We start from the raw sequence: 22,294 nt of genomic DNA on the forward strand, positions 1-22,294 counted from the left end.
AATATGTCAGAAACCATCATCGTAGGTGTCGACGGTTCGGAAACCGCTCAGCGCGCAGCACGTCGTGCTGCTGAATTGGCATTGAAGCTCGACGCCGAATTGGTGGTCATCACCGCCCACGCATCGGATAATACCGAAGTTGTTTCCATCGGCTCCGATACCTGGATCCTGGATGACGCAGAGCAGGCTCGCAAGCTCGCACAGCGTGTAGCTAACGACGTGAAGAACGCCGTTCCAGGCGTGAAGATCACCGCTGCTGCCGGTCACGGCAAGCCAGGCGACGTTCTGATCTCCGACGCTGAAGACCGCAAGGCTTCGATGATCGTTGTCGGTAACGTTGGCATGAAGGGTCTGGGCCGAGTGCTTGGTTCCGTTGCTTCCTCGGTTGCTCACTCCGCACCGTGCGACGTTTTGGTTGTAAAGACCGACAAGTAAGTCCACTTCTGGCCTACTTATCAGGCGGGTACCGATTCTTCGGTGCCCGCCTGCGGTATTTAACCCGCTACAGCGTAGGCTTAAGGGGTGCAAAAACTTCGAATCGCCTACGCCACCGGCGTCACCCCCGGCAAATGGATGGATCGCTTCCAGGAGCGCTACCCGGACATGGAACTTAAAGCCTGGCGCCAGGACGAAGGATCGATTCTTGACCTTTTGGCCAACGACGAGGCCGACGCGGTCTTCGTGCGCTACCGCGGCGAGTCACCTAAAGACGAAACCCGCCATGTGATCCCGCTGTATGAAGAACTCGAAGTGGTCTGTGCAGCTAAAGACCACGAGGTTGAATACTACGAGGAATCCATCCCTGCCAGTGTGGTGGAAGGCTTTGCACAGTTAGACCTCGCAGACTACCCAGAAGCCGTGGGTGGCATCCCCACCGCCATGGAAGTAGTGGCCTCCGGCGCCCAAGTTTTGCGCGTCCCGCAGAGCATCGCGCGACTCTTCGCCCGCAAGGACGTAGTCAGCCGCTTCATCGAAGACGGTTCCCCGACCCAGGTAGGCATCGCCTGGCCATCATCGGTGGAAGACACCGTACTCTTAGAAGAATTTATTGGGATTGTCCGCGGACGCCGCGCTAACTCCTCCCGCCAAGCCTCGGTGCGCAACGAAGAACAAAAAGCCAAGCGCATTAACGACAAGGCGAAGCTGGACGCCAAGGTCAAATCCCTGGCCGCTGCCAAACGGCAAAAGGAACTGGCCAAGAAGCAGGCGCGAAGCAATGGTGGCAAGCCGGGGCGCTCAGGCGGATCCAAGGGTCGCAAAAAACGCTAGGAACCTCTCGGGTGCATGGGTAGAGTGAAGTCATGAAGCAATTTGATACGCTCGCGCTGTCTGCGCGTGGCCCAGCACTGATCCTGACCATCGACCAGCCCAAATCGTTGAACGCACTGGCCCAAGAGGTGGTTAATGACCTCGAAGCCTTTGTTGACTGGTTTGAAACCACCGGTTTTGAATACCGTGGTGTGATCATCACCGGAGCTGGCGAGAAGTCCTTTGTTGCCGGCGCCAATATCGTGCAGATGAATGCGATGGACGCCCAGGGCGCCTTGGCGTACGGACGTCAAATGCACGCTGTCACCGAACGGCTAGAAGCCTTGCAGGTCCCGGTGATTGCAGCGGTCAACGGCTTTGCCTTAGGCGGCGGCTGCGAGTTAGCACTGGCCTGTGACTTCATTTACGCCTCCGAGAAGGCAAGCTTTGGCCAGCCAGAAGTCACCCTAGGTTTGGTGCCCGGCTTTGGTGGATCGGTACGCCTGCCACGTCGAGTTGGCAACGCGCTGGCCCGCGAACTAATCTTCACCGGCCGACGGATCAAGGCCGAGGAAGCGTTGCGCATCGGACTAGCTAACCGTGTTGTCCCGGCCGAGGAACTGATCGATCAGGCGGTGGCTACCATCGAGGAAATTGCCGCTGTCGCCCCCACCGCCGTAGCCAATGCCAAGTCCGCGTTGGTAACCATGGATGCACTGAACACTCATGACGCACTCGTGGTGGAAGGCGAATCCTTCCAGCGTGCCTTTGCTACCAATGACTCGGTTGAAGGCCGCTCAGCATTTGTGGAAAAGCGCTCGCCGAAATTCCCGGGCAACTAGTGTGATGCACTACGGGCCGCACCCGGATCAATACTTGCAGTTTTGCCAACCAGAGCACACCACGGCCCAGGGGGCGGTGATGATCATCCATGGTGGCTATTGGCGTGAAAAGTACCGTGCAGATCTAGGACTGCCACTGGCTCAAGACTTAGCGCAGCGCGGGATCCCCGCCTATAACTTGGAGTACCGGCGTGGTCCGGGCAGTGCGGCAAAGATGCTGGCCGATGCCAAGTTGGCACTGGGGCTGATTAAAGAGGAAGGGCCGATCACCGTGATCGGCCACTCCGCTGGAGCCCAGCTGGCTTGCGTATTGGCTGCGAGTGATCCTCGGGTGTCGCAGGTGATCAGTCAGGCAGGAGTGCTGGACCTAGAGTGGGCCCGCCGGCTAAAGCTCAGCGACGGGGCAGTGGATGAACTGTTGGCCGATGCACCTATGGCTATGTACAGTCCGGTGGAATTATGGCCAAGTACCGCCCGTGTCGTAATCTTTCATGGGCGAGACGATCAAGATGTTCCAGTGAAAATTGCTCGACGGGCTGCCGACAAAGCAGCGGCAGTGGGGCAGGAGTATCGCTTCGCACTGTTTGCCTCAGATCATTACACTTGGATTGATCCGCACAGTAGCCAATGGGCTGCCTGCGTGGCCGCCTTGTCACCCCTGCACTATTGAAGGAGCAGCATGAACCCGACCGTGATCGGTGAAGCACTGGTCGACGTCTTGGCCTCCGGCATTACCCCCGCCCAAGAATTTGTGGGCGGAAGCCCACTGAACGTCGCGGTATCACTGGCTCGTTTGGGTTATCCCGGAACGCTGATCTCCCGTTGGGGTGCTGACGATAAGGGCCGCAAGATCGAGGTCTATCTCGAAGAAAACAACGTGAAGTACATCGGTGGCGCCGATGACGAGGCCACCGTCATTGCCCACGGTATCTTGGACCCGGCCGGCGGTGCGGCGTTCGCGTTTAACGCTTACTGGCAGATGCCAACCATCGGCCCTGAGTTGCCTCAAGATGTTGAGCTGGTGCACACCGGTTCCATCGCTACCCTCTTTAGCCCGGAAGAGCTGTTGCCGTTGCTCTCGGCGGCCCGCACTCACGCGACCACCAGCTATGACCCGAACCTGCGCCCCTCGTTGGTGACCAACCATGCCCAGACCGTGGCCGAGGTGGAACGCTTTGTCGCGCAAGCAGACGTGGTGCGTGTTTCAGGCATCGATCTAAAGTGGATGTACCCGATGCGTTCGGTTAAGGAATCTGCGCGAGCCTGGCTAGACATGGGCCCGGCCATCGTTGTGTCCACCGCAGGATCACGTGGGTCATGGGGCATCGTCCGGGCCGGAGATGCAGAATTTACCGCGGAACCTGTGGAAGTCACCGACACCGTGGGCGCTGGCGATACCTTCACCGCGGCGTTGCTGTGCTGGCTTGCCGAGCACGGCATGATCGGTGCATCCAACCGCGAGAAACTGGCCAAACTACAGATCAACGAACTCTCGCAGGCCCTAGAATTTGCGGCCAAAGCATCGGCGGTTACGGTGCAGCGAGCTGGCGCTAACCCGCCACGACGCGAGGAGCTCTAGGGTGATCAAGCTGATCGCCTCGGACCTGGACGGGACCATCGTTTCCCTTGACGGGACCATTTCCGAGCGTACTCGACGCGCATTCCTGAACGCTCGAGAAGCCGGAATCCAGATCGTATTTGTCACCGGCAGACCGTTTCGCTGGCTAAGTCCGATCATCCAAGCCTTTGGTGGCTTAGGCACGGTGATCTGTTCCAACGGCGCGGTGCTCTACGACTTAGAACAAGACGAAGTGATCTGGTCACGCACGCTCAGCGCTGCTTTGGCACGTAAAGCTGCAGAAATCATTTTGCAGGTGGACCCGGAAGCTAGCTTTGCCGCCGAAACCACCAAGGGCTTGCACCTCTCGGACGGTTTTGCCGAACCCCATCACCGACTTGATGACTGTGCGGAATTGGATCTAACGTCGGATGAAATTGATCAAGAAGGCATCGTTAAGTTCCTAGCTCGCTCAAGAAAACTGACGATGGATGATTTTTATGCTGCGGTGCAGCCTGAATTACATCAACTAGTATCAATCACTCATTCGGCTTTTGACGTTTCCCTTTTAGAGATGGCCCACGTGGATATCAACAAAGCCAAGACGTTGAACGAGTATTGCCAACGCTTGGGTATCACCCCTGATGAGGTTATGGCGTTTGGGGATATGCCCAACGATATTCAGATGCTCGAATTTGCCCAACATGGCTACGCCATGGCTTCGGGGCACCCGACCACGTTGGCTTGTGCCCGCTACCAAGCACCATCCTTTGCCGAGGATGGCGTCGCCCAAATCATTGAGGGACTACTGAAATGACTTTCGCTTTTGCACATCGTGGTGTCCGCACCGGGGATGAAGAAAATACGCTCATCGCTTTCCAGCGTGCAGCTGCCTTGGGCGTGACGCATTTGGAATCAGACCTGCATGCCTCAGCCGATGGCACCGTGTTCCTGTTCCACGATGAGACCTTGGATCGGGTCACCAATGCCAGTGGAAAATTTGTTGAGCGCACCGACGCAGAATTGGCTGAAGTCCTTGCTGGCGGTCAGCCGTTATGCACCCTGGATGAGGTGCTGGATGCTTTCCCCGAAGCTATCTTCAACCTTGATGTCAAAGATGATCGGGTCATTGGACCACTGGCGGAACTGATTGAACGCCGTGGGGCGCACGAACAAATCGCGATTGCCGCATTCCAAAGTGCACGCACCCACGCGGTGCAACACCTGCTCTCAGCACCCATCAAGCGCTCGCCGGGACGCCGGGAAATCACTGTGATGTGGATCAGCGCCCATCTTTTGGGTTGGGTACCCAAAAAGCTGGTCAAGGGGTACTGGGCCGTTCAGATTCCATTTAAGCTACACGGACTGCCGGTGGCTACCAACCGCTTCACTAAGGCCATACAGCGCGCCGGAGCGCAGGTGCACGTGTGGACCGTCAACGACGAGCCAACCATGAGGCTATTGGTTGAACGCGAAGTTGACGCGATCATTTCCGATGAAGCTGAGCTGCTGATGAAGGTTCTGGCGTCACAGAAGTCCTGAGGCCTCTGAACTAGGCAAGATCCAGCGTTGCCAAAACGGCTGGAGCGTTTTCGCGCAACTTTTCATCGTCGGCATCCAGCAGTAGGCGTAGCCAGGTCTCGTGCTGAGACAGCGGAGCAACCAGGCACGCTGGATCGATCAGATCGTAAAGCTCATCGGCAGTGCCATAGGCGGCAAACTGATCCAGGTAGGCGAACAAGGCCTGCATGACCCGCTCATCACCCGTGTCACAATTCCACGCCTCGGTCATTGCTTCAAGCGCAGTCTTCAGCGAGGAGAATGGGTGGGCCCAGTGCGCTGATGACAAATTCAAGATGCGACCGTGTTCCCCAGCTTCACCGGGAACTACTACCTGGGTCAGATCAAAGTTTCCGTGCTCAAGGCTCAGCGGTACCGGTCCCTCGTGGAGTGTGGCGCAGGCGCTGGTGAGCTGATCAATGTGTCCAGCCAAGCGATCCGCGTGGGCCCCATCAATGTGCAGTGGGTGCTCTACTGGCAACGAAACATGCATCATGAGCGCTTGTTCAAACTGCTCTGGCAAGAACTGCGGATCCACTACGGTCACACCGGAGTCAAAAAAATCGTCTTCGCGGCCCATGAGGGCTACTTGGAAGGAACCCAAGGAGGACAACGCCATCTCCCAGTGCTCCACCGAGTCACCCAGATCAGCCAGGCAGTGGCCAAAGTCGGGGCAGAGCATGTAGCCGGCGCTCCGGTCAACAGCTAGTGGCATCACCACACGGTCGGGCAAAAACTGGCCGGCCGATACGGTGATCGCTGGCTCAGCGGCCAGCCCGGGCGCGTTGGCGCTGAAAATCAGATCAGCGGCGTCGGTCTTCACCGAGGCCTGAATCTGGTGTAATTGGGCAGGCCAGAATTCCGGGGGAGCGGTGCGCTTAATCCCGTAGGACTCGCAGGCCGAGTCGATCCATGCGGCGGTCGACTCACGCCAAGTATCGCTGTTGAACAAATCTATCCACTGTGCCACATTCTTATCGTAGTATGTCGATGCAAACGCGTTCACTTGCTACCGTATGGACTACGGCTAGTAATTTGCTCTTCTTTCGAAGGATTTCGATCGTGAACGCTTATCGACCTGAGTACCGACACCGTGATTACAAAGCCGTCCTCTTTGATCTGGATGGTGTAATCACCCCGACGGCCTTGCTTCACCGCAAGGCGTGGCATGAACTTTTCACTGCCTTTTTTGACAAATTTCCGGGCGTGGCCAGCTACACCGACCAAGACTATTTCAGCTTGCTCGACGGACGCCCGCGCTATGACGCGGTCCAAGCCACCCTTGCTTCTCGCGGAATAGAACTGCCCTGGGGCAGCACGGATGATCCTGCCGGTGAAGATACCGTCTGCGCCTTGGGCAACATGAAAAACGACAAGTTCACTGAAGTGCTGGTGCGCGACGGTATCGAACCCTATGCAGGTTCCGTGGCCTTCTTACGCCAGGTGCTCGACGCCGGGCTAGATGTGGCCGTGGTGTCCTCTTCACGAAATGCCCGGATGGTGCTTACCGCCGCGGGCCTTGATGAGCACTTCCCGCTGGTGATGGGCGGACAAGAAGCCGCAGCCCGCTCGTTGGCCGGCAAACCAGCTCCGGATACTTTCTTGGCTGCCGCCGCTGATTTAGGCTGGCGTCCCGAAGAGTGCGTGGTCATTGAAGATGCCACCAGTGGTGTGGCCGCGGCACGCGCCGGAGGCTTTGGGGTCATCGGCGTAGCCCGTGAAGATAACGAAGAAGAGCTGCTCGCTGCCGGCGCGCACTTTGTGATTGAAGACCTCGCCGAGCTGGCTACCGAAGATTCGGCACAAGCCTGGGATACCGATTCCTGGTCGCTGCTACGCGATGAGCAGCGCGACTCCGATGGGGCTCAGGACACCGTTTTCTCCCTAGGCAACGGCTTCCTCGGTGCGCGCGCAGCCCAGCTGGGGCTGGGGGACCAATCCGGGGGCACGTTCATCAATGGACTGCATGAGGCATGGGAGATCCGGCACGCAGAAAGTGCCTTCGGCCTAGCCGAAACCGGGCAGACCATGATCAGCGCCCCGGACTTCAGGACTCTTCGCGTTTTTATTAACGATGAGGCCCTTGAAGTAGGGCGTACCGAAATGCTGAACGATGAGCTGCGCCTGGACTTCCGCGACGGCACCCTGTGCGCACGCACACTGTGGCGCACCGCAGAAGGCCACCGGGTGGCTGTGATGGCTCGCAGCATGATTTCCTTTACTGACAGGCACCTAGCCCTTCAGGATGTCCACGTACGCCTGCTTGATGCTCCGGCTCGAGTGCTCGTGCAGTCTTCGGTTATTGGTTACAGCTCCCAGCGCACGGTGGCTTCACCTGAAGAGACCGATGCCTCAACGGCTGGTGTGCCCGATCCGCGAAAGAGTGAGGAAGCGAGCGTCAACTCGCTACACCCGGCCGGAAACTCGGTGCATGGCTCCAGACTTGGAGTCTCATACCAGGTTCCTGGTTCCGGGATGTCGGTGGCCGCGGTCGTTGAGCACCAGGTGAGCACCACAGGCGGCGCAGAGCAAGAACTGCTCATCACCCGCAGCAGCGCCGACGAGCGTGCTGATGAGGTCATCAGCGCCCGTCTGAAAGCAGGACAAGGAATCCGCGTCTCGAAGTTTGCGGTGTACAACTGTTCGCGCCGCCACCCGGCACAAGAAATGTTGCTACGTTCGGATCGAGCCTTGGACCACCTGGTAGCCCAGGGCATGGACGAGCACCTACGCACCCAGCGTGCGTTTATGGCGGACTACTGGGAACGCAGTGATGTGCTGGTGGATTGTGATGACACCAGCATGCAGCGCAAGATCCGCTGGAACCTGTTCCAGCTGGCGCAAGCTGCCGGGCGTGCTGACGGTTTGGGCATCAGCGCCAAGGGCGTGAGCGGTAACGGTTATTCCGGGCACTATTTCTGGGATACCGAAATCTATGTAATGCCGTTCTTGACCTACACCAACCAACAGTGGGCTCGTAATACACTGCGTGCCAGGGTCGCGATGCTTCCGGCCGCCACCCGTAGGGCCAGCATCATGAATGAAGCCGGTCTGCTCTTCCCATGGCGCACCATCAATGGTGAAGAGGCCAGTGCCTACTATCCTGCGGGCACCGCGCAGTATCACATCAATGCGGACGTCGTATATTCACTGAATCGCTATTTGAGCGTGATGGAGGACGACGAGTTCCTACTTGCCGGCGGCGCCGAGATCTTGGTCGGCACCGCTCGCATGTGGGCCTCACTTGGTTTCTGGCGTGGCCACGAAGGCAACGAACGATTCCACATCCACGGTGTGACCGGCCCGGATGAGTACACCGCGGTAGTTAATGACAACCTGTACACCAACGTCATGGCCCGCTTTAACCTTCGCCGCAGCGCCCAGCTGCTGACCGAGCTCTCCCAGCGACGTCCGGCGCACTACGCCAAGCTCGCTGAGCAATTGGGTCTAGAAGCGGACGAGATTAGCCTGTGGCTCAAGGCCGCGGATTGCATGCATATTCCGTATTCGGAATCGGTAGGCATTCACCCGCAGGACGAGCACTTCTTAAACCGTGAAGTGTGGGATCTGGAAAACACCGGCCCGGATAAGCGTCCACTACTGCTGCACTATCACCCGCTGGTGATCTATCGCTTCCAGGTGATCAAGCAGGCCGACGCGGTACTGGCACTGTGGTTGCGTTCTAGTGATTTCACCGCCGAGCAAAAGCTTGCCGACTTTAATTACTATGACCCACTGACTACCGGTGACTCCACGCTCTCGGCCACGGTGCAGTCGATTCTGGCTGCCGAGGTGGGTTACCGAGAACTGTCGTGGGAGTACTTTGAGCATGCACTGAATGTGGATCTGGAGAATCTGCACGGCAACACCGGAGACGGGGTGCATGTGGCCTCCACCGGTGGTGTTTGGTCCGCGCTGATTTATGGTTTTGCTGGACTTCGTGATGATGATGACCGGCTCTGCTTTGACCCGCGCCTGCCAGAAAGCTGGCGTTCAATTAGCTTCTCGCTGGCTTGGCACGGCATGCGCATTGCGGTGCGCTTGGAAAGTGAATCCATCGAGTTCACGCTAGATGGGGCTCATTCACGTCCCATCTGGGTGCGTGGTCAGCAGATAGACCTGATTCCTGGCGAGTCGATCACCATTGCGCTCGCCGACCAAGGCCCGGTACGTCAGGGACGTCCGACCTTGGAAAAGGTACTTGAAGTCCAAAGCGAGGCCGGAGTCGATGTGCCACGCAAGGCTTGGTAGCACCTCTCTTTAGGTAAAAAATGTGGCTAGAACCGTTTGGTTCTAGCCACATTTTTTGTACTCAGCTTTGAGCGTTGTTGTTTTACAGCTTCATGTCTTCCAAGGTGCGTCCCTTGGTTTCCTTGACCATGAAGATCACGAAGATCAAGGAGAGCAAGGCAAAGACCGCGTAGATGCCGTAGGCCAGAGCCAGACCAGCATCGGCAAGTGCCGGGAAGGTAGTGGAAACGATGAAGTTGGCGATCCACTGTGCAGCAGCAGCCACACCCAGAGCCATTGCACGGATGGAGTTCGGGAAGATTTCCCCGAGCAATACCCATACGGCTGGACCCCAAGTGGCACCAAAGCCGACCACAAACAGGTTTGCCGAAACCAAGGCGATGATGCCCCAGCTACCTGGCAGGGACACGGCGCCGTCGATGGTGACCGACTGAGCGAAGGCAATAGCCATCATGCCCAATGACAGGGTCATGATTGCCGAACCAATAGTCAGCAGCAGCTTGCGTCCCAGAACGTCGATCAGCAGTACTGCCACGACGGTGGCCACCACGTTGGTGATCGAGGTGATCAGCGAAATCGTGAATGAATCCGATTCGGCGAAGCCTACCGACTTCCACAGCGTAGTGGAGTAGTAGAAGATCACGTTGATACCAACAAACTGCTGGAAGACCGAGAGCAAGATGCCAACCCACACCAGTGGGTGGAAGCCAAAGCGGCCCAGCAGGTCGCTGAACTTCTGGCGACGCTCCACGTGCACGGTGGAACGGATCTCTTCGATCTTCTTTTCGGTTTCTACCCCTGGGTTCATGCCCATGTCGCGGGTCAGAACCGCAGCGGCCTCAACCAAGCGTCCACGCTCAACAAGGTAGCGAGGGGATTCTGGAAGTCGCAAAGCCAGCGCACCGTAGATCACCGCTGGGACTACCAGCGAGAGGTACATCCAGCGCCAAGCAGCCAGACCGAACCAGCCGGTAGCGTCTGCCGAGCCCATAACGAAGACCAGCAGGGCGCTGATCAGGAAGGCTACGAAGATGCCAAGCACGATGGCCATCTGCTGCATGGTGCCCAAGCGGCCACGGTGGGCTGCTGGGGAGATTTCGGCGATGTAGGCCGGAGCGATCACCGAAGCGAAGCCCACGCCGATACCGCCGACGATGCGCCATACGATGAGGTCAGCTGCGCTGAAGCAGAGGCCACAGCCGATGGCTGAAATGATTAAAAGGACGGAAGCAAAGACCATGGTGCGAACGCGGCCTACACGTTCGGAGACCACACCTGCAATCCATGCGCCTAGAGCTGCGCCGAGTAAGGCGCAGGAAACAGTGAAACCGATGGTTACCGCGTTGAGCCCGAATTCGTGCTCGACAGCGTCCACGGTGCCGTTAACGATTGATGAGTCATATCCAAAAACGAACCCACCTAATGCCGCCCCAAGGGCGATGAAGATGAGTCGCGCGGAGAGTTTTCCGTCTGATGTTGTCGCAGTCACAATGAGCCATGCTATCTGATTTAGACGGGGTCAAAATCCGTAATTTTCAGTTTTTGATGGGATAACCATCACATTTTGGAAGGAGTCCTTACATGTGCCACTCAGAATTGACCTCCCCTACTCACCTCTCGTGCCTAACCAGTAGGGAGATTGCAAAGAAAAGCCGGCCGGTGTCACGAGCAAACTCGCAACACCGGCCGGCTGAAAAATATTTTTAAACTCTCAGGATTCCTTCGAAGTGTCAGCGAGGTCATTGCCACGCAGCTTCGCCACCGTGCGCATCAAGTGGAAGACCACCAAGGTAGCGATGGAACCCAAGGCGATACCACCAAGCTGGAACTGTCCAAAGGCAATATCACTGGTCACAGCAATAGCGATGATCAGTCCGGTGCCAGCAGTCATCAGGTTGATCGGATTACCAAAATCAACCTTCGCCTCGATCCAAAGGCGCGCGCCAACAATACCGATCATGCCGTACAACACGATGCCCAAGCCGCCGATAACTCCGACCGGAATGGTGCCCACTAGTGCGCCAAACTTCGGCAGGAAGGCCAACGCCATGGCCACAATGGCCGCTACCCAGTAGGCGGCAGTGGAGTACACGCGAGATGCAGCCATTACGCCGATGTTCTCGGCATAGGTGGTGGTGGCAGAACCGCCACCGAGTCCGGCAACAACGCTGGCCGCACCATCAGCCATCAGTGCGCGACCGTTGAACTTCGAGAGATCTCGTCCGGTCATCACACCCACGGTGCGTACGTGCCCGATGTTCTCGGCAATCAGCACAAAAACAGCCGGCAGGAACATCAATGCGGTATCAAGATGGAAAGTTGGGGTCGTGAACTGTGGCAGACCAACCCAGCTCGCCTCACCCACGGCACTGAAATCAACCTGGCCCTGGACCAATGCCAACAGGTAGCCAAGAACCAAACCAACCAGAATCGACAGGCGTCCAAGTAGACCCTTGAAGGCCACGGTAGCCAGTACCGTGAAAATCACCGTCAAGAATGTAGTCAGCGGGAAATCGGTCATCGGTGCCAAGGTAGCGCTGGCGAGGTTCAAGCCAATCAGCGCAACGATGGTGCCCATAACTACCGGTGGCATCAAAGCGTGGATCCACCCGGTACCAGTAGCCTGCACAATCAGGCCCACCACAAAGAGCAACGCGCCAGTCATGACGATGCCGCCAAGGGCACCAGCCATGCTGTGCGACTGGGTGGTGGAAATGACCGGAGCGATCATCGCGAAGGATGAGCCAAGGTAGCTAGGTACCTTGTTCTTGGTCATCAGCAAGAAGATGATGGTGGCCAAGCCGGTAAACAGCAAGGTAGTGGTGACCGGGAAGCCGGTGAGGGTTGGCACCAGAATGCTGGAGCCAAACATCGCCAGGATGTGCTGGGCACCAATGGAAATGGTTTGTGGCCAGTGCAACCGTTCTTCCGGGGCGACAACTTCGCCCGGGTTGATGGTCTTTCCGTTGCCGTGAATGCTCCAGCTCATACAATCCTCCAGATCGTGGCCCGCGCGTTTCAGACCGTAGAAAATTCTACTCGGTTCTGTCGTGCTTGATCGAAGAAGGCCAACTCATGTTCTGAAGATCGCACAAATGCCACCCTCATCCGCTCACGCAGAGCACCATCAGACTGCTTCCACGCCATGCGCACCATGTTGATGGCCTGCTCGGTAGCTAGGTCGAATTCTTCTGATGCGTAGGTGCTCAACCACTTTTCAAAGGGGTGTTGATCGTGATTGGCTGCGGCTAGGCGCTTGCCAATGTCTTGATATAGCCAGTAGCAGGGGAGGATTGCGGCAATCAGTTCCCCGTAGCTTTGTTTGGACGCCGCCAGGTGGTTCACATAGTTCAGCGTGATCGCACTGGGGTTCGCGGTACCTTCAGCGAGGTAACTGCGATGCAGCTGCAATTCACCTTCCAAGATTGCACTGGCTGAGCTAGCCCAGAAGCGTTGCGCTTCGAGATCTGGGGCCAAGGCACTGGCCTCGGCCAATACCTGAGCGTAACGCTGAAGGTAGAAGGCATCTTGGGACAGGTAGTACTCAAAGTCTGCTGAGGCCAATGTGCCATCGGATAACTGGGTGATGAATTCCAGCCCATCGATAGACCCGCGTAGTCCATCAATTTGCTGCCACCACTCTTGCATGGGATCTGCTTCGCTGAAGAAGTCCACAAAGTGATTCACCGGGCCATGCCCGCTACCCACAGTGAGTTGGTCGGCTGCGCCGATAGCGCGCACCAGATAGGCCTTGGACTTCTCAAGAGCCTGTATCCAGTCACCGTCTGTGGCGTAGATAGTGGCCAAGGCGCTGGAGAGGGTGCAGCCGGTGCCGTGGGTGTTTTTGGTCTGGTGTCTTGGACTGCTGAACTCGGCCAGCACTCCAGTGGAACTAACTAGCGCATCAGGGCAGAGGTCTCCAGCCAGGTGCCCGCCCTTGGCCAAAACCAGAACGTCGTGCTTGGCGGCCAGTCGCTGTGCCTGCTCTAGGACTTGTGGCCATTGTGTGGCAGCAGCCTCGCGTAGCAAGCTTGCGAGCTCGAGCAGGTTAGGGGTGATGACGCAGGCGCGGTCCAGCAGTGAATCGAGTGCCGACTCATCTTCTAGTAATCGGTCTCCGCTCGTGGCTACCATCACCGGATCTAGAACGACCGGCGCATCTACGGTATCCAGCCAACTACTGACCGCGCGGATTACTTCAGCATTGGCCAGCATGCCAATCTTGATGGCGTCAATCTGTATATCAGCGCTAACGGATTCCAACTGGGCTAGGACAAAGTCACCATCAATGGCTTGTACTGCGCTGACCCCTTGGGTGTTCTGCGCGGTTAATGCCGTAATCACGCACATGCCATAACCACCGTTAGCGGCAATGGCTTTTAGATCCGCCTGGATACCGGCACCACCGGAAGGATCAGAGCCGGCGATAGAGAGAATATTTTTCACTGTGCCACCGTCCAAGCTGAAACGAGCTGCTCGCTGGCCGTTTGCGGATCCTCGGCATTACAGATGGCACGAACCACCGCTAGGCCCGACCCTCCGCCAGCGCGAATCGCAGCTGCGTCCTGAGCGGTAATGGCGCCGATGGCTACACACGGTAGTTCGGTCAAGGATGCTGCACGGATAAAACCGTCAAGACCCAACGGGGTTGGGTGATCCTTTTTGGTAGGAGTGGCACGCACTGCACCAACACCCAGATAGTCGATGACCTCCGCGTCGAGATTCGCCTGGGCCAGTTGTTCATCGGTGGAAGCGCTCAAACCGATGATGCCTTCGCCGATAATCTCACGGGCAAGTCGCACCGGAATGTCTTTTTGCCCGATATGGATACCGTTGACCGCAGCTCCGGCCGCGCGAGCAGCTAAGAAGACGTCAATCCGGTCATTGATCAATAGTTTGGCTTTGCCCTTGGTTAGTTGGGCTGCAGCGCAGGACAGTTCGAAGAATTCGCGGGCAGACTCATCCTTGGCCCGCAGCTGAATCCATTCGATGCCGCCGGCTACTGCTCCTTGGATGACTTCCAGGGTGGTGCGTGGAGTGCAGCTGGCGGTGTTGGCTACTAGGTAGGCGCCGATATTATCCATGGTTCAGTTCCTCGTACTTCAAAGTCTGTAATTCTTCAGGTTCCGTGGCGGCTAGCGCATCAAGGAACGCCACCGCAAAGCTTCCCGGTCCGGTGCTTGCGGCCAGTGCCTTTTCGGCGGCCAGACCGTAAAAACCGTGGGCGGCGATGGATGCTTCAAAGGGGTCCTCGTGCACCGCGAGCATTCCAGCGTTAAAGGCACCTAGTGCGCATCCGCCACCGGTGATTCTGGTCAGCCCGATACCGTTAGTGTGTACCAGTACAGTACGGGTAGCGTCGATGATCGCATCGGCTTCGCCGGAGATAGCAACAACGCAGCCGTGTTCTTGCGCCAGTTCGCGTCCTGCATCGAGGGCAGCCTGCACGGTATCTGCCGCATCAACACCACGGCCACTGGCATCCTTGCCCGCCAAGGCGAGGATTTCCGAAGCGTTTCCACGGATCAAGGTGGGATGTTCTTGAACTATGCGTCGGGCGAAGTCGGTGCGTACCGACAGGGCGCCGACAGCCACAGGATCCAATATCCACGGGGTGCCTGCTGCGCTCGCCGAGAGCACCGCTTCCTCCATGGCCACCATTTGCTCGGTGCTTGGCGTGCCTAGATTCACCAGCACTGCAGAAGCCAAGGCAGCAAACCCGCCAGCTTCGCCAGGCAGATTAGTCATGGCTGGTGAAGCGCCGGAAGCCAGTAGGACATTGGCGGTGAAATTGGTGACGACGGTATTCGTCAGGCAAAAAACTAAAGGGGAGTGTTGCCGGTATTTTTGGGCAACGGTAGGCAGAGTCATGCGACATCCCTCCGCTAGCGTGAACTAGATCAGGTTCGACGGGTTTCATCTCAGTCGGCTTCTCCGACACCCCGTGTCACTGATCTAGAGCGTACGCAGTGGCAATGCCTAGAACAAATTCTTAACGTTCACGTCTCGCCACTAACGCTTTAAGTGTCGCCGCATCGACATGTTGCGCTGCTGCTAGCTTCCAAAGGTGGTCTACGGCCGCCACCAGATCTTCATGCTCTTCGATGGGGGTAGCGCGTTCATTAACTATCGTGCCGGCCCTGCGTCTTGAAGAAATGAGCCCTTCGGCTTCCAGCTCTTTGTAGGCACGAGCGACTGTTCCGGCAGCTACCCCAAGATCTGTGGCCAACGCCCTGACCGTGGGTAGCTTGCTACCTGCCACTAATTCGCCGAGGTTAATCAGCGACGCGATCTGCGAACGGATCTGCTCATAAGGAGCGGTAGCCGCCTCAAGATCTACCGTGATCTGGGTGCTCATGCGCGCACGCTCGTGGTCAGGCGCGCCTTCGGGCGATTGACCACTAGTAAGGCTGGGATGCAGAAGAGCCCAATGCCTATGGCTAGCACCGCTGGCTCATCGGAAGAGACCAAGCCCGGCAAGAGGAAATACGCACTGCAGAGCACTCGTAAGGCTCGGAACTCCAAGATTTGCCGATACCAGATTTCCTGTTCGTCCGTGAGGTCCCAGGGGACTGCGCAATGGCGGATCCACCAGAAGTAACCGGCCGCGGCTACCAACGTTCCCACGATTATTGCCGAGGTGACCCATGGCGAGAGTAGCTGTTGTGCCCCTGGGCTCAGTGTTTGTGGGGCGTAAAGCAAGATGCTCCCGCTGACGATGAACAGCGCTGCAATCGTGTACACCCAAACCGGAAGATTTTGGCTCTTCGGTTCAGAAAGTGCCCCCAGCTTTGCTCGTGAATGTGCATAGAGCGCGAAGCCGGCAGAGATTACTAGGTACAGGACTACCGCCGCCGCTGACCATGGCAGCGCAAAGGAAGCGCCAACAGCACGGGCCCCGGCTTCACCGAATGGCTCTGGCGTTTGGTCAACGAGTTCACTGGCCGCAAGCCAGATAATCAACGCGGCGATAATCAAGAACGTATTCGCAAAATAGGAAACGGATAGCGTGTGGCTGCGCATCCGGGCGAAGGCGGTGCTACGCAGGCTATTGGCCTCCGGTGCGGCATGCTTTGGAGCCCAGACGAATAGCACGAAGCCCAAAGCCAAGACGGCAAACATGGACACCTTGTTCCACCCGGAACTCAGAACCGGATCGGCGTAGGTGATTGCGGCACCGATGATGTTGGTCAGCAGCCAACCACAATTTCGTAGCAACCGGTTGAGCCAAATTGAGCGTAGTTCTTGGTTTTGGGTTGCGGAGATCCCGGCTAAGGGCCTGCGTTTGAGGATGATTGCACTGATCACGGCAGTGGCCAGTAAAACCGCGAAAATACACAGCGCAAACAGTGGAGCTACTTCAGCGCCTGAAATCCACCCGGATGTGCTGTCCCATGTAGGCGCAACTGCGTCTTCGAAGTCAGCCGCTGAGGATTCAGTACTTTTGCCTTCAGGGATGTGGCCGGCGACCCGGGATATCGGCCACAACATGCAACATGCAAAGATTGCCAGTGAGCCAACTAGGGCACCTAGCTTACGTGGAAAGGGCGTGGTCAACGTGCGTGGTTCCAAAGATGCGACGCGAACTGAGCGCAGTTCTCCAGGCCAAGTAAACAACCCGATGACGTAGACCAAAGTCAGCCAACCGGCGGCACCCAGTGCAATGATGACGCGCGTTGTCGGTGACTCTGATGGTGCTTGAATGGACCAAACCCGAGATAGGTCGCCAGAAGTCGAGGCAAAAAACGCAATCAGGGCACACCAGAATGAATGTGATTGAGCCCTGAGTAACGCTGAGGATCCGCGGCGTGCAGCTACTGAGCGTAACCATAGGTAGATTACTGATGACGCAATAGCTATCGATAAGGCGCTCGCCGAGATCTGATCCATAGGTTTTAATGTATCAAACACTTGATACATAATGAATCTCCTTGAGAATTAATCGGTAGAAAATCTGCCAAGTAACGTACGCTCAGATCATGGGTCTGTTTACTTCCACTCCGTTGCCAGAACCGGTCGGCGATTCCGCTCCTCCGGTGGACGAGCATCCTTCACGTATCGCTTCGGTACTAAGTCATCTGCGCCGTTCAGCTGATACTCGAATCACCCACCCGCGTCGCTTCCGAATCCAACAGCTACGCGCGCTGGAGAAGATGCTTGAAGAGCATCTTGATGACTTCCTGCAGGCATTAAACGATGACCTGGGTAAGAGTGCCACCGAAGCCAAATTCGCTGAAGTTGATGTGGTGCGCGCAGAGATTGATTTTGCGCTGAGGCATCTGGCCGAATGGATGGACAGCACCACAGTTAAGGTGCCACTGGCGCTTCAGCCGGCAATGGCCAAGATCGAGCCACGCCCCCTGGGTGTTGTCTTGATCGTTGGTGCCTGGAACTACCCATTGCAACTTGTACTCGCACCCCTAGTGGCCGCCATTGCCGCAGGAAATGCGGCAGTTGTTAAACCCTCAGAGCTTGCTCCGGCCACTTCAGGTGCCCTAGCCAAATTCCTTCCGCTCTACCTCGATGAGCGAGTATTTGCTGTCATTGAGGGTGGAGTAGATACGGCTACGGAATTGCTGGCGGCACGCTGGGACCACATCTTCTACACCGGCGGTGAACGGGTTGCGAAGATCATCGCCATGGCAGCGGCTCAACATCTGACCCCAACCACTTTGGAACTGGGCGGCAAGTCGCCAGCGGTGGTGGATAATCACTCGCTGGCTACCGCCAAACGTTTGGCCTACGCCAAGTTCATGAACGCGGGACAGACCTGCGTTGCTCCGGACTACATCCTCTGCATCGGTGATGCTTCCGCCCTGGTTGGTCGCCTTGGCCAAGCCATCAACAGCTTCTACGGCAAAGAGCCGTTGACACATCCTGACTTCGGACGCATCGCTAGCCGACAGCACTTTGACCGCTTGTTAGCGATGCTGGAACAGGGTGAGGTAGTGTTCGGCGGCGAGTACGACGAAGAGACTCTACGCATCGCACCGACCATCATGCGCAATGTGGATCTTGAAGCCACCGTGATGACCGAAGAAATCTTCGGTCCGATTCTTCCGGTGATTGAGGTGCAGAGCTTCGAAGAAGCGTTAGAGTTCATTGCCCGACGCCCGTCGCCACTGGCCGCCTATCTGATGAGCGAGAGCCCACGGTTGCAGTCGATCTTCTCGGATCGAGTGCGCGCTGGCTCCATTGTGCACAACGCTCCACTGACCCAAATGGTCATTCCAACTTTGCCATTTGGTGGGGTGGGAGCCAGCGGTATGGGCTCATATCATGGCAAGCACGGCTTTGACCGGCTTTCACAAATGCGCCCGGAACTCAACAAAACCACGGTGGTGGATACGCTGAGCGCAATTTATCCTCCGTATTCGTGGGCTAAGCGAAAGATTATTGATCGCTTACTGTAGCGCGGTTCATAGCTTTGAGACTGGTCAGAGTGCTTGGATGGAAAGGTTGGATTTTTTCTAAGCATCAGGAGATGTAACGCATGACTGAGCCCGCACCGTCCCAGGACGGCCTGAAGCGTGGCCTCAAAGCTCGCCACATGCAGATGATTGCTATCGGCGGCTCAATTGGTACCGGACTATTCGTCGCGTCCGGCGGCACCATCTCTGAGGCTGGTCCCGGCGGTGCACTGGTAGCCTACGCACTGATTGGCATCATGGTACTGCTGCTGATGCAGTCGCTTGGTGAGATGAGCGCGCGACTTCCGGTTGCAGGTTCATTCCAGACCTACGCCACGGTCTTCGTCAACCGACACTTCGGCTTCGCGATTGGCTGGAACTACTGGTTCAACTGGGCCATCACCGTCGCCGCTGAGCTAGTCGCCGCGGGCATCGTGATGTCCTACTGGTTCCCAGATGCCCCAGGATGGATCTGGGCTGCTATCTTCCTGGTGTTGCTTACTGGACTCAACTCACTGTCGGCCAAGGCCTTCGGTGAAGGCGAGTACTGGCTTTCGGCCATCAAGGTCATCACCGTTATCGTCTTCCTGATTTGTGGCTTCGCCATGATCTTCGGCATCATCGGCGGAACCTCTCCTGGCTTCAGTAACTGGACCGACGGTGACGCCCCATTTGTTGGCGGCTGGCTCTCCATCGTCTCGGTATTCATGATCGCTGGATTCTCGTTCCAGGGAACTGAGCTAGTCGGTGTTGCTGCCGGTGAAGCAGAAAACCCTCAGCGCGATGTTCCGAAGGCCATCAAAACAATCTTCTGGCGCATCATGCTTTTCTACATCGGCGCCATCTTTGTTATCGGCATGCTGATCCCATACTTGGATCCGTCCCTGCTTTCTGCTGAAGCTTCGGATATCGCCACCTCGCCATTCACCTTGGTCTTCCAGCGAGCTGGCATCGCCTTTGCTGCCGCCTTGATGAACGCAGTGATCCTCTCAGCTATTCTGTCGGCCGGTAACTCGGGCCTATATGCTTCAGCGCGCATGCTTTACTCCATGGCCAAAGATGGCAAAGCGCCAAAGATCTTTGCTCGTCTGAACAAGCGTGGCGTGCCTGTACCGGCCATGCTTTTGACCGCTTCGGTAGGACTTTTCGGATTCCTGACGGCCATTATTGGTCAGGGCGAGGCGTACACCTGGCTACTAAACGTTTCGGGACTTTCCGGGTTTATCGCTTGGGTTGGTATTGCGGTGAGCCACTATCAATTCCGCAAGGCGTACCTGGCCAGCGGGCAGAGCTTGGCAGACCTTCCCTACAAGGCGCCACTGTTCCCCTTGGGTCCAATCCTCGCCTTTGTCATCCTGCTGGTTGTCATTGCCGGACAGAATTATCAGGCTGTTGTCGATGGCAACCTCTTGCAGATGGCATCAAGCTACGTCGGTCTGCCGATCTTCCTCCTGCTGTGGCTGGGCCACTGGCTAATTACCCGGAAGCAGCCAGCTGAGGTCATTGACCCTTGGACAGCAAAGCTGAACTAGCGTTTCTTTAAACCTACAAAGCCGGCAGAACCCACGTTGACCGTGGGTGCTGTCGGCTTTGTTGTGTCCGGCCTCGCCGATCATGCGGGCGGAACCAACCGAGGTGCTGCGGATTGCTGAGAAGCGCCGCCTAGATGGCCAGTGCGTTTTAGGGTTCACTGCTCAGATGGTGAAGCCGTACTACTGGCGCTGTCTCACCGTTCTAATGATCAATCACCCCAAACTAGCAGTGGCCCGGTCGCATCGGAATTCTCCGCGACCGGGCCACCACTAGGGTAACTACTCTTTGGTTTACGCTAGAGCAGCATCAACAATCACTCGAGCTTCTGCAAGCACTTGCTGCAGGTGATCTGCTGACTTAGTTGATTCTGCATAAATCTTGTAGATGTCTTCGGTGCCCGAGGGGCGTGCCGCGAACCATGCGTGCTCGCTGGAAACCTTCAGTCCACCAATGGCAAAACCGGCAGCTTCGGTCACCTTGGAGGTGATCGCGTCGCCAGCCAATTCGGTGGCAGAGACCATCGACGGATCCAGCTTGGACAGCACGGCTTTCTGCGCGCGGGTAGCCGGGGCATCAAAGCGGTCGTAGAAGCTTCCGCCGTGGCGTTCCACCAGCTGCGCGTGCAACTGGCTAGGGCTCTTGCCGGTGACGGCGCGCATCTCGCTAGCCAGCAAGGCGAGCATCAGCCCATCCTTGTCGGTGCTAAATGCCTTGCCCGAGAGATCCAAGAAGCTCGCACCAGCGGACTCCTCGCCACAGAAGGCCACCTTGCCTGAGGCTAATGGTTCAACAAAGTACTTAAATCCAACCGGTACTTCGCGCAGGGTTCGACCATGGGAGGCCACTACCTTGTCGATGAGTACCGACGAGACCAAGGTCTTTCCGATCTCGGCGTCTGCTGGCCAGTTTTTACGGTGGGTCAGTAGGTAGTCGATGGCTACGGCCAAGAAATGGTTCGGGTTCATCAACCCTGCGTCCGGGGTGACGATGCCGTGGCGGTCTGCGTCCGCATCATTGCCGGTAGCGATGTCGTACTTCTCGCGGTTGGCTACCAAGGAGGCCATGGCATGTGGCGAAGAGCAGTCCATGCGGATCTTGCCATCTTTATCCAGGGTCATGAAGCCAAAACGAGGGTCAACACCTTCGTTGACTACTTCCAAGTTCAGGCCGTAACGGCGTCCAATTTCACCCCAGTAGTGCACCGAAGCACCACCGAGTGGGTCAGCGCCGATGGAGATTCCTGAGTCTGCGATGATCTTAAAGTCGATGACCTCAGCCAGATCCGTGATGTACATTTCGCGGAAGTCAAAAGGCTTCGCTGCCGCTTCGCCTCGCTTGATCTCGCCGCTGGCCAACAGCTCATTGGCGCGTGCAGCGATTGGTCCGGTGATTTCGGATTCTGCCGGACCGCCGTGAGGTGGGTTGTACTTGATGCCACCGTCGTTGGGTGGGTTGTGCGATGGCGTGATGATCAGGCCATCGGACTGATCCTTACCCTTGGCATTGTGTACGAGGATTGCGTGGCTGACAGCCGGGGTCGGGGTCAGGCCAGCTTCGGCCAATACCTCAACGTTGTTCCCAGCCAAGACCTCCAAGACGGTCTGGTAGGCAGGCTCAGAGAGCGCGTGGCTGTCCTTGCCCACGTACATTGGCCCGGTGATCCCTGCGCCCACTCGGTAGTCCACAACAGCCTGCGTGATGGCTGCGATGTGTGCTTCGTTGAAGGTACCGTTCAGCGAGGTACCGCGGTGTCCTGAGGTACCGAAGATGACTGCCTGGTCAGGGTTATCGCTGGAAGGAACGATCGCGCTGTACGCGTCGAGTACGGCCGCCAGATCAATTAGGTCTGCTTCGATGGCCGGCTGTCCGGCGCGTTCGTGAGCCATGGGAGT

At 57.2% G+C, this 22,294-nt stretch carries 19 protein-coding genes and 1 riboswitch; of the genes, 10 read left to right on the plus strand and 9 right to left on the minus strand.

The features are described 5' to 3' along the window. The first annotated feature begins 3 nt into the window (after positions 1–3). From ACT3RW_RS00180 to ACT3RW_RS00210, 7 genes are all read left to right on the plus strand, one after another. Positions 4–435 carry a universal stress protein gene (locus ACT3RW_RS00180; RefSeq protein ID WP_131089680.1) on the plus strand — a complete coding sequence of 144 codons (432 nt, stop codon included), beginning with the start codon at positions 4–6 and terminating at the stop codon, positions 433–435. Positions 436–522: 87 nt separating this feature from the next. Continuing rightward, positions 523–1,269 (plus strand): LysR family transcriptional regulator substrate-binding protein, encoded by a 747-nt coding sequence (locus tag ACT3RW_RS00185; RefSeq protein WP_444612420.1) that lies wholly within the window; start codon positions 523–525, stop codon positions 1,267–1,269. A 32-nt stretch (positions 1,270–1,301) separates the two neighbouring features. Next, positions 1,302–2,090 (plus strand): enoyl-CoA hydratase/isomerase family protein, encoded by a 789-nt coding sequence (locus tag ACT3RW_RS00190; protein WP_444612421.1) that lies wholly within the window; start codon positions 1,302–1,304, stop codon positions 2,088–2,090. A 79-nt stretch (positions 2,091–2,169) separates the two neighbouring features. Further along, positions 2,170–2,760, plus strand: a complete 591-nt coding sequence (locus ACT3RW_RS00195; protein ID WP_444612422.1) for an alpha/beta hydrolase — start codon at positions 2,170–2,172, stop codon at positions 2,758–2,760. Between the two features lie 9 nt (positions 2,761–2,769). Further along, entirely contained in the window at positions 2,770–3,669 is a 900-nt protein-coding gene (locus ACT3RW_RS00200) for a carbohydrate kinase family protein (protein ID WP_444612423.1), read from the plus strand. A 1-nt stretch (position 3,670) separates the two neighbouring features. Next, on the plus strand, positions 3,671–4,465 hold the full coding sequence (locus tag ACT3RW_RS00205; RefSeq protein WP_444612424.1) for an HAD family hydrolase: 795 nt from the start codon (positions 3,671–3,673) through the stop codon (positions 4,463–4,465). Next, positions 4,462–5,190, plus strand: a complete 729-nt coding sequence (locus tag ACT3RW_RS00210) for a glycerophosphodiester phosphodiesterase family protein (protein ID WP_444612425.1) — start codon at positions 4,462–4,464, stop codon at positions 5,188–5,190. Before ACT3RW_RS00205 ends, ACT3RW_RS00210 begins: the two co-directional genes overlap by 4 nt. Before the next feature lie 10 nt (positions 5,191–5,200). Here ACT3RW_RS00210 and ACT3RW_RS00215 read toward each other — a convergent pair whose 3' ends face one another. Further along, entirely contained in the window at positions 5,201–6,178 is a 978-nt protein-coding gene (locus tag ACT3RW_RS00215) for a hypothetical protein (RefSeq protein WP_444612426.1), read from the minus strand. 92 nt (positions 6,179–6,270) lie between these two features. Here ACT3RW_RS00215 and ACT3RW_RS00220 point away from each other — a divergent pair, with 92 nt between their 5' ends. After that, positions 6,271–9,459, plus strand: coding sequence for an HAD-IA family hydrolase (locus ACT3RW_RS00220; RefSeq protein ID WP_444612427.1), 3,189 nt, complete (start codon positions 6,271–6,273; stop codon positions 9,457–9,459). A gap of 82 nt (positions 9,460–9,541) precedes the next feature. Here ACT3RW_RS00220 and ACT3RW_RS00225 read toward each other — a convergent pair whose 3' ends face one another. The 7 genes from ACT3RW_RS00225 to ACT3RW_RS00255 all read right to left on the minus strand — a co-directional run bounded on the left by ACT3RW_RS00225 (position 9,542) and on the right by ACT3RW_RS00255 (position 17,379). Further along, positions 9,542–10,948, minus strand: coding sequence for a sugar porter family MFS transporter (locus tag ACT3RW_RS00225; protein ID WP_131089697.1), 1,407 nt, complete (start codon positions 10,946–10,948; stop codon positions 9,542–9,544). 222 nt (positions 10,949–11,170) lie between these two features. After that, positions 11,171–12,448 carry a uracil-xanthine permease family protein gene (locus tag ACT3RW_RS00230; protein ID WP_131089698.1) on the minus strand — a complete coding sequence of 426 codons (1,278 nt, stop codon included), beginning with the start codon at positions 12,446–12,448 and terminating at the stop codon, positions 11,171–11,173. A 29-nt stretch (positions 12,449–12,477) separates the two neighbouring features. Further along, positions 12,478–13,905, minus strand: a complete 1,428-nt coding sequence (gene thiD, locus ACT3RW_RS00235) for a bifunctional hydroxymethylpyrimidine kinase/phosphomethylpyrimidine kinase (RefSeq protein WP_444612428.1) — start codon at positions 13,903–13,905, stop codon at positions 12,478–12,480. Then, positions 13,902–14,543 carry a thiamine phosphate synthase gene (gene thiE / locus ACT3RW_RS00240; RefSeq protein ID WP_444612429.1) on the minus strand — a complete coding sequence of 214 codons (642 nt, stop codon included), beginning with the start codon at positions 14,541–14,543 and terminating at the stop codon, positions 13,902–13,904. Before thiE ends, thiD begins: the two co-directional genes overlap by 4 nt. Then, on the minus strand, positions 14,536–15,330 hold the full coding sequence (gene thiM / locus ACT3RW_RS00245; RefSeq protein WP_444612430.1) for a hydroxyethylthiazole kinase: 795 nt from the start codon (positions 15,328–15,330) through the stop codon (positions 14,536–14,538). The genes thiE and thiM overlap by 8 nt, the downstream gene beginning before the upstream one ends. Then, positions 15,320–15,414: riboswitch (TPP riboswitch) on the minus strand. It overlaps the preceding gene by 11 nt. A gap of 37 nt (positions 15,415–15,451) precedes the next feature. Next, positions 15,452–15,817, minus strand: a complete 366-nt coding sequence (locus ACT3RW_RS00250; protein ID WP_131089701.1) for a GntR family transcriptional regulator — start codon at positions 15,815–15,817, stop codon at positions 15,452–15,454. Next, positions 15,814–17,379 carry a hypothetical protein gene (locus tag ACT3RW_RS00255; RefSeq protein ID WP_444612431.1) on the minus strand — a complete coding sequence of 522 codons (1,566 nt, stop codon included), beginning with the start codon at positions 17,377–17,379 and terminating at the stop codon, positions 15,814–15,816. The genes ACT3RW_RS00250 and ACT3RW_RS00255 overlap by 4 nt, the downstream gene beginning before the upstream one ends. A gap of 59 nt (positions 17,380–17,438) precedes the next feature. Between ACT3RW_RS00255 and ACT3RW_RS00260 the strand changes: the two genes are divergently transcribed. Further along, positions 17,439–18,872 (plus strand): aldehyde dehydrogenase family protein, encoded by a 1,434-nt coding sequence (locus ACT3RW_RS00260; RefSeq protein ID WP_444612432.1) that lies wholly within the window; start codon positions 17,439–17,441, stop codon positions 18,870–18,872. An 80-nt stretch (positions 18,873–18,952) separates the two neighbouring features. Continuing rightward, the gene (locus ACT3RW_RS00265) at positions 18,953–20,401 is read left to right on the plus strand and encodes an amino acid permease (RefSeq protein WP_131089704.1); all 1,449 of its coding nucleotides are present in this window, start codon (positions 18,953–18,955) and stop codon (positions 20,399–20,401) included. Positions 20,402–20,692: 291 nt separating this feature from the next. On the opposite strand, the gene pgm is transcribed toward ACT3RW_RS00265, so the two are convergent. After that, positions 20,693–22,288, minus strand: coding sequence for a phosphoglucomutase (alpha-D-glucose-1,6-bisphosphate-dependent) (gene pgm, locus ACT3RW_RS00270; protein WP_444612433.1), 1,596 nt, complete (start codon positions 22,286–22,288; stop codon positions 20,693–20,695). Positions 22,289–22,294: the final 6 nt, after the last annotated feature.

The sequence above is a fragment of the Glutamicibacter sp. AOP5-A2-18 genome (genome assembly GCF_052446055.1).
GTDB lineage: Bacteria > Actinomycetota > Actinomycetes > Actinomycetales > Micrococcaceae > Glutamicibacter.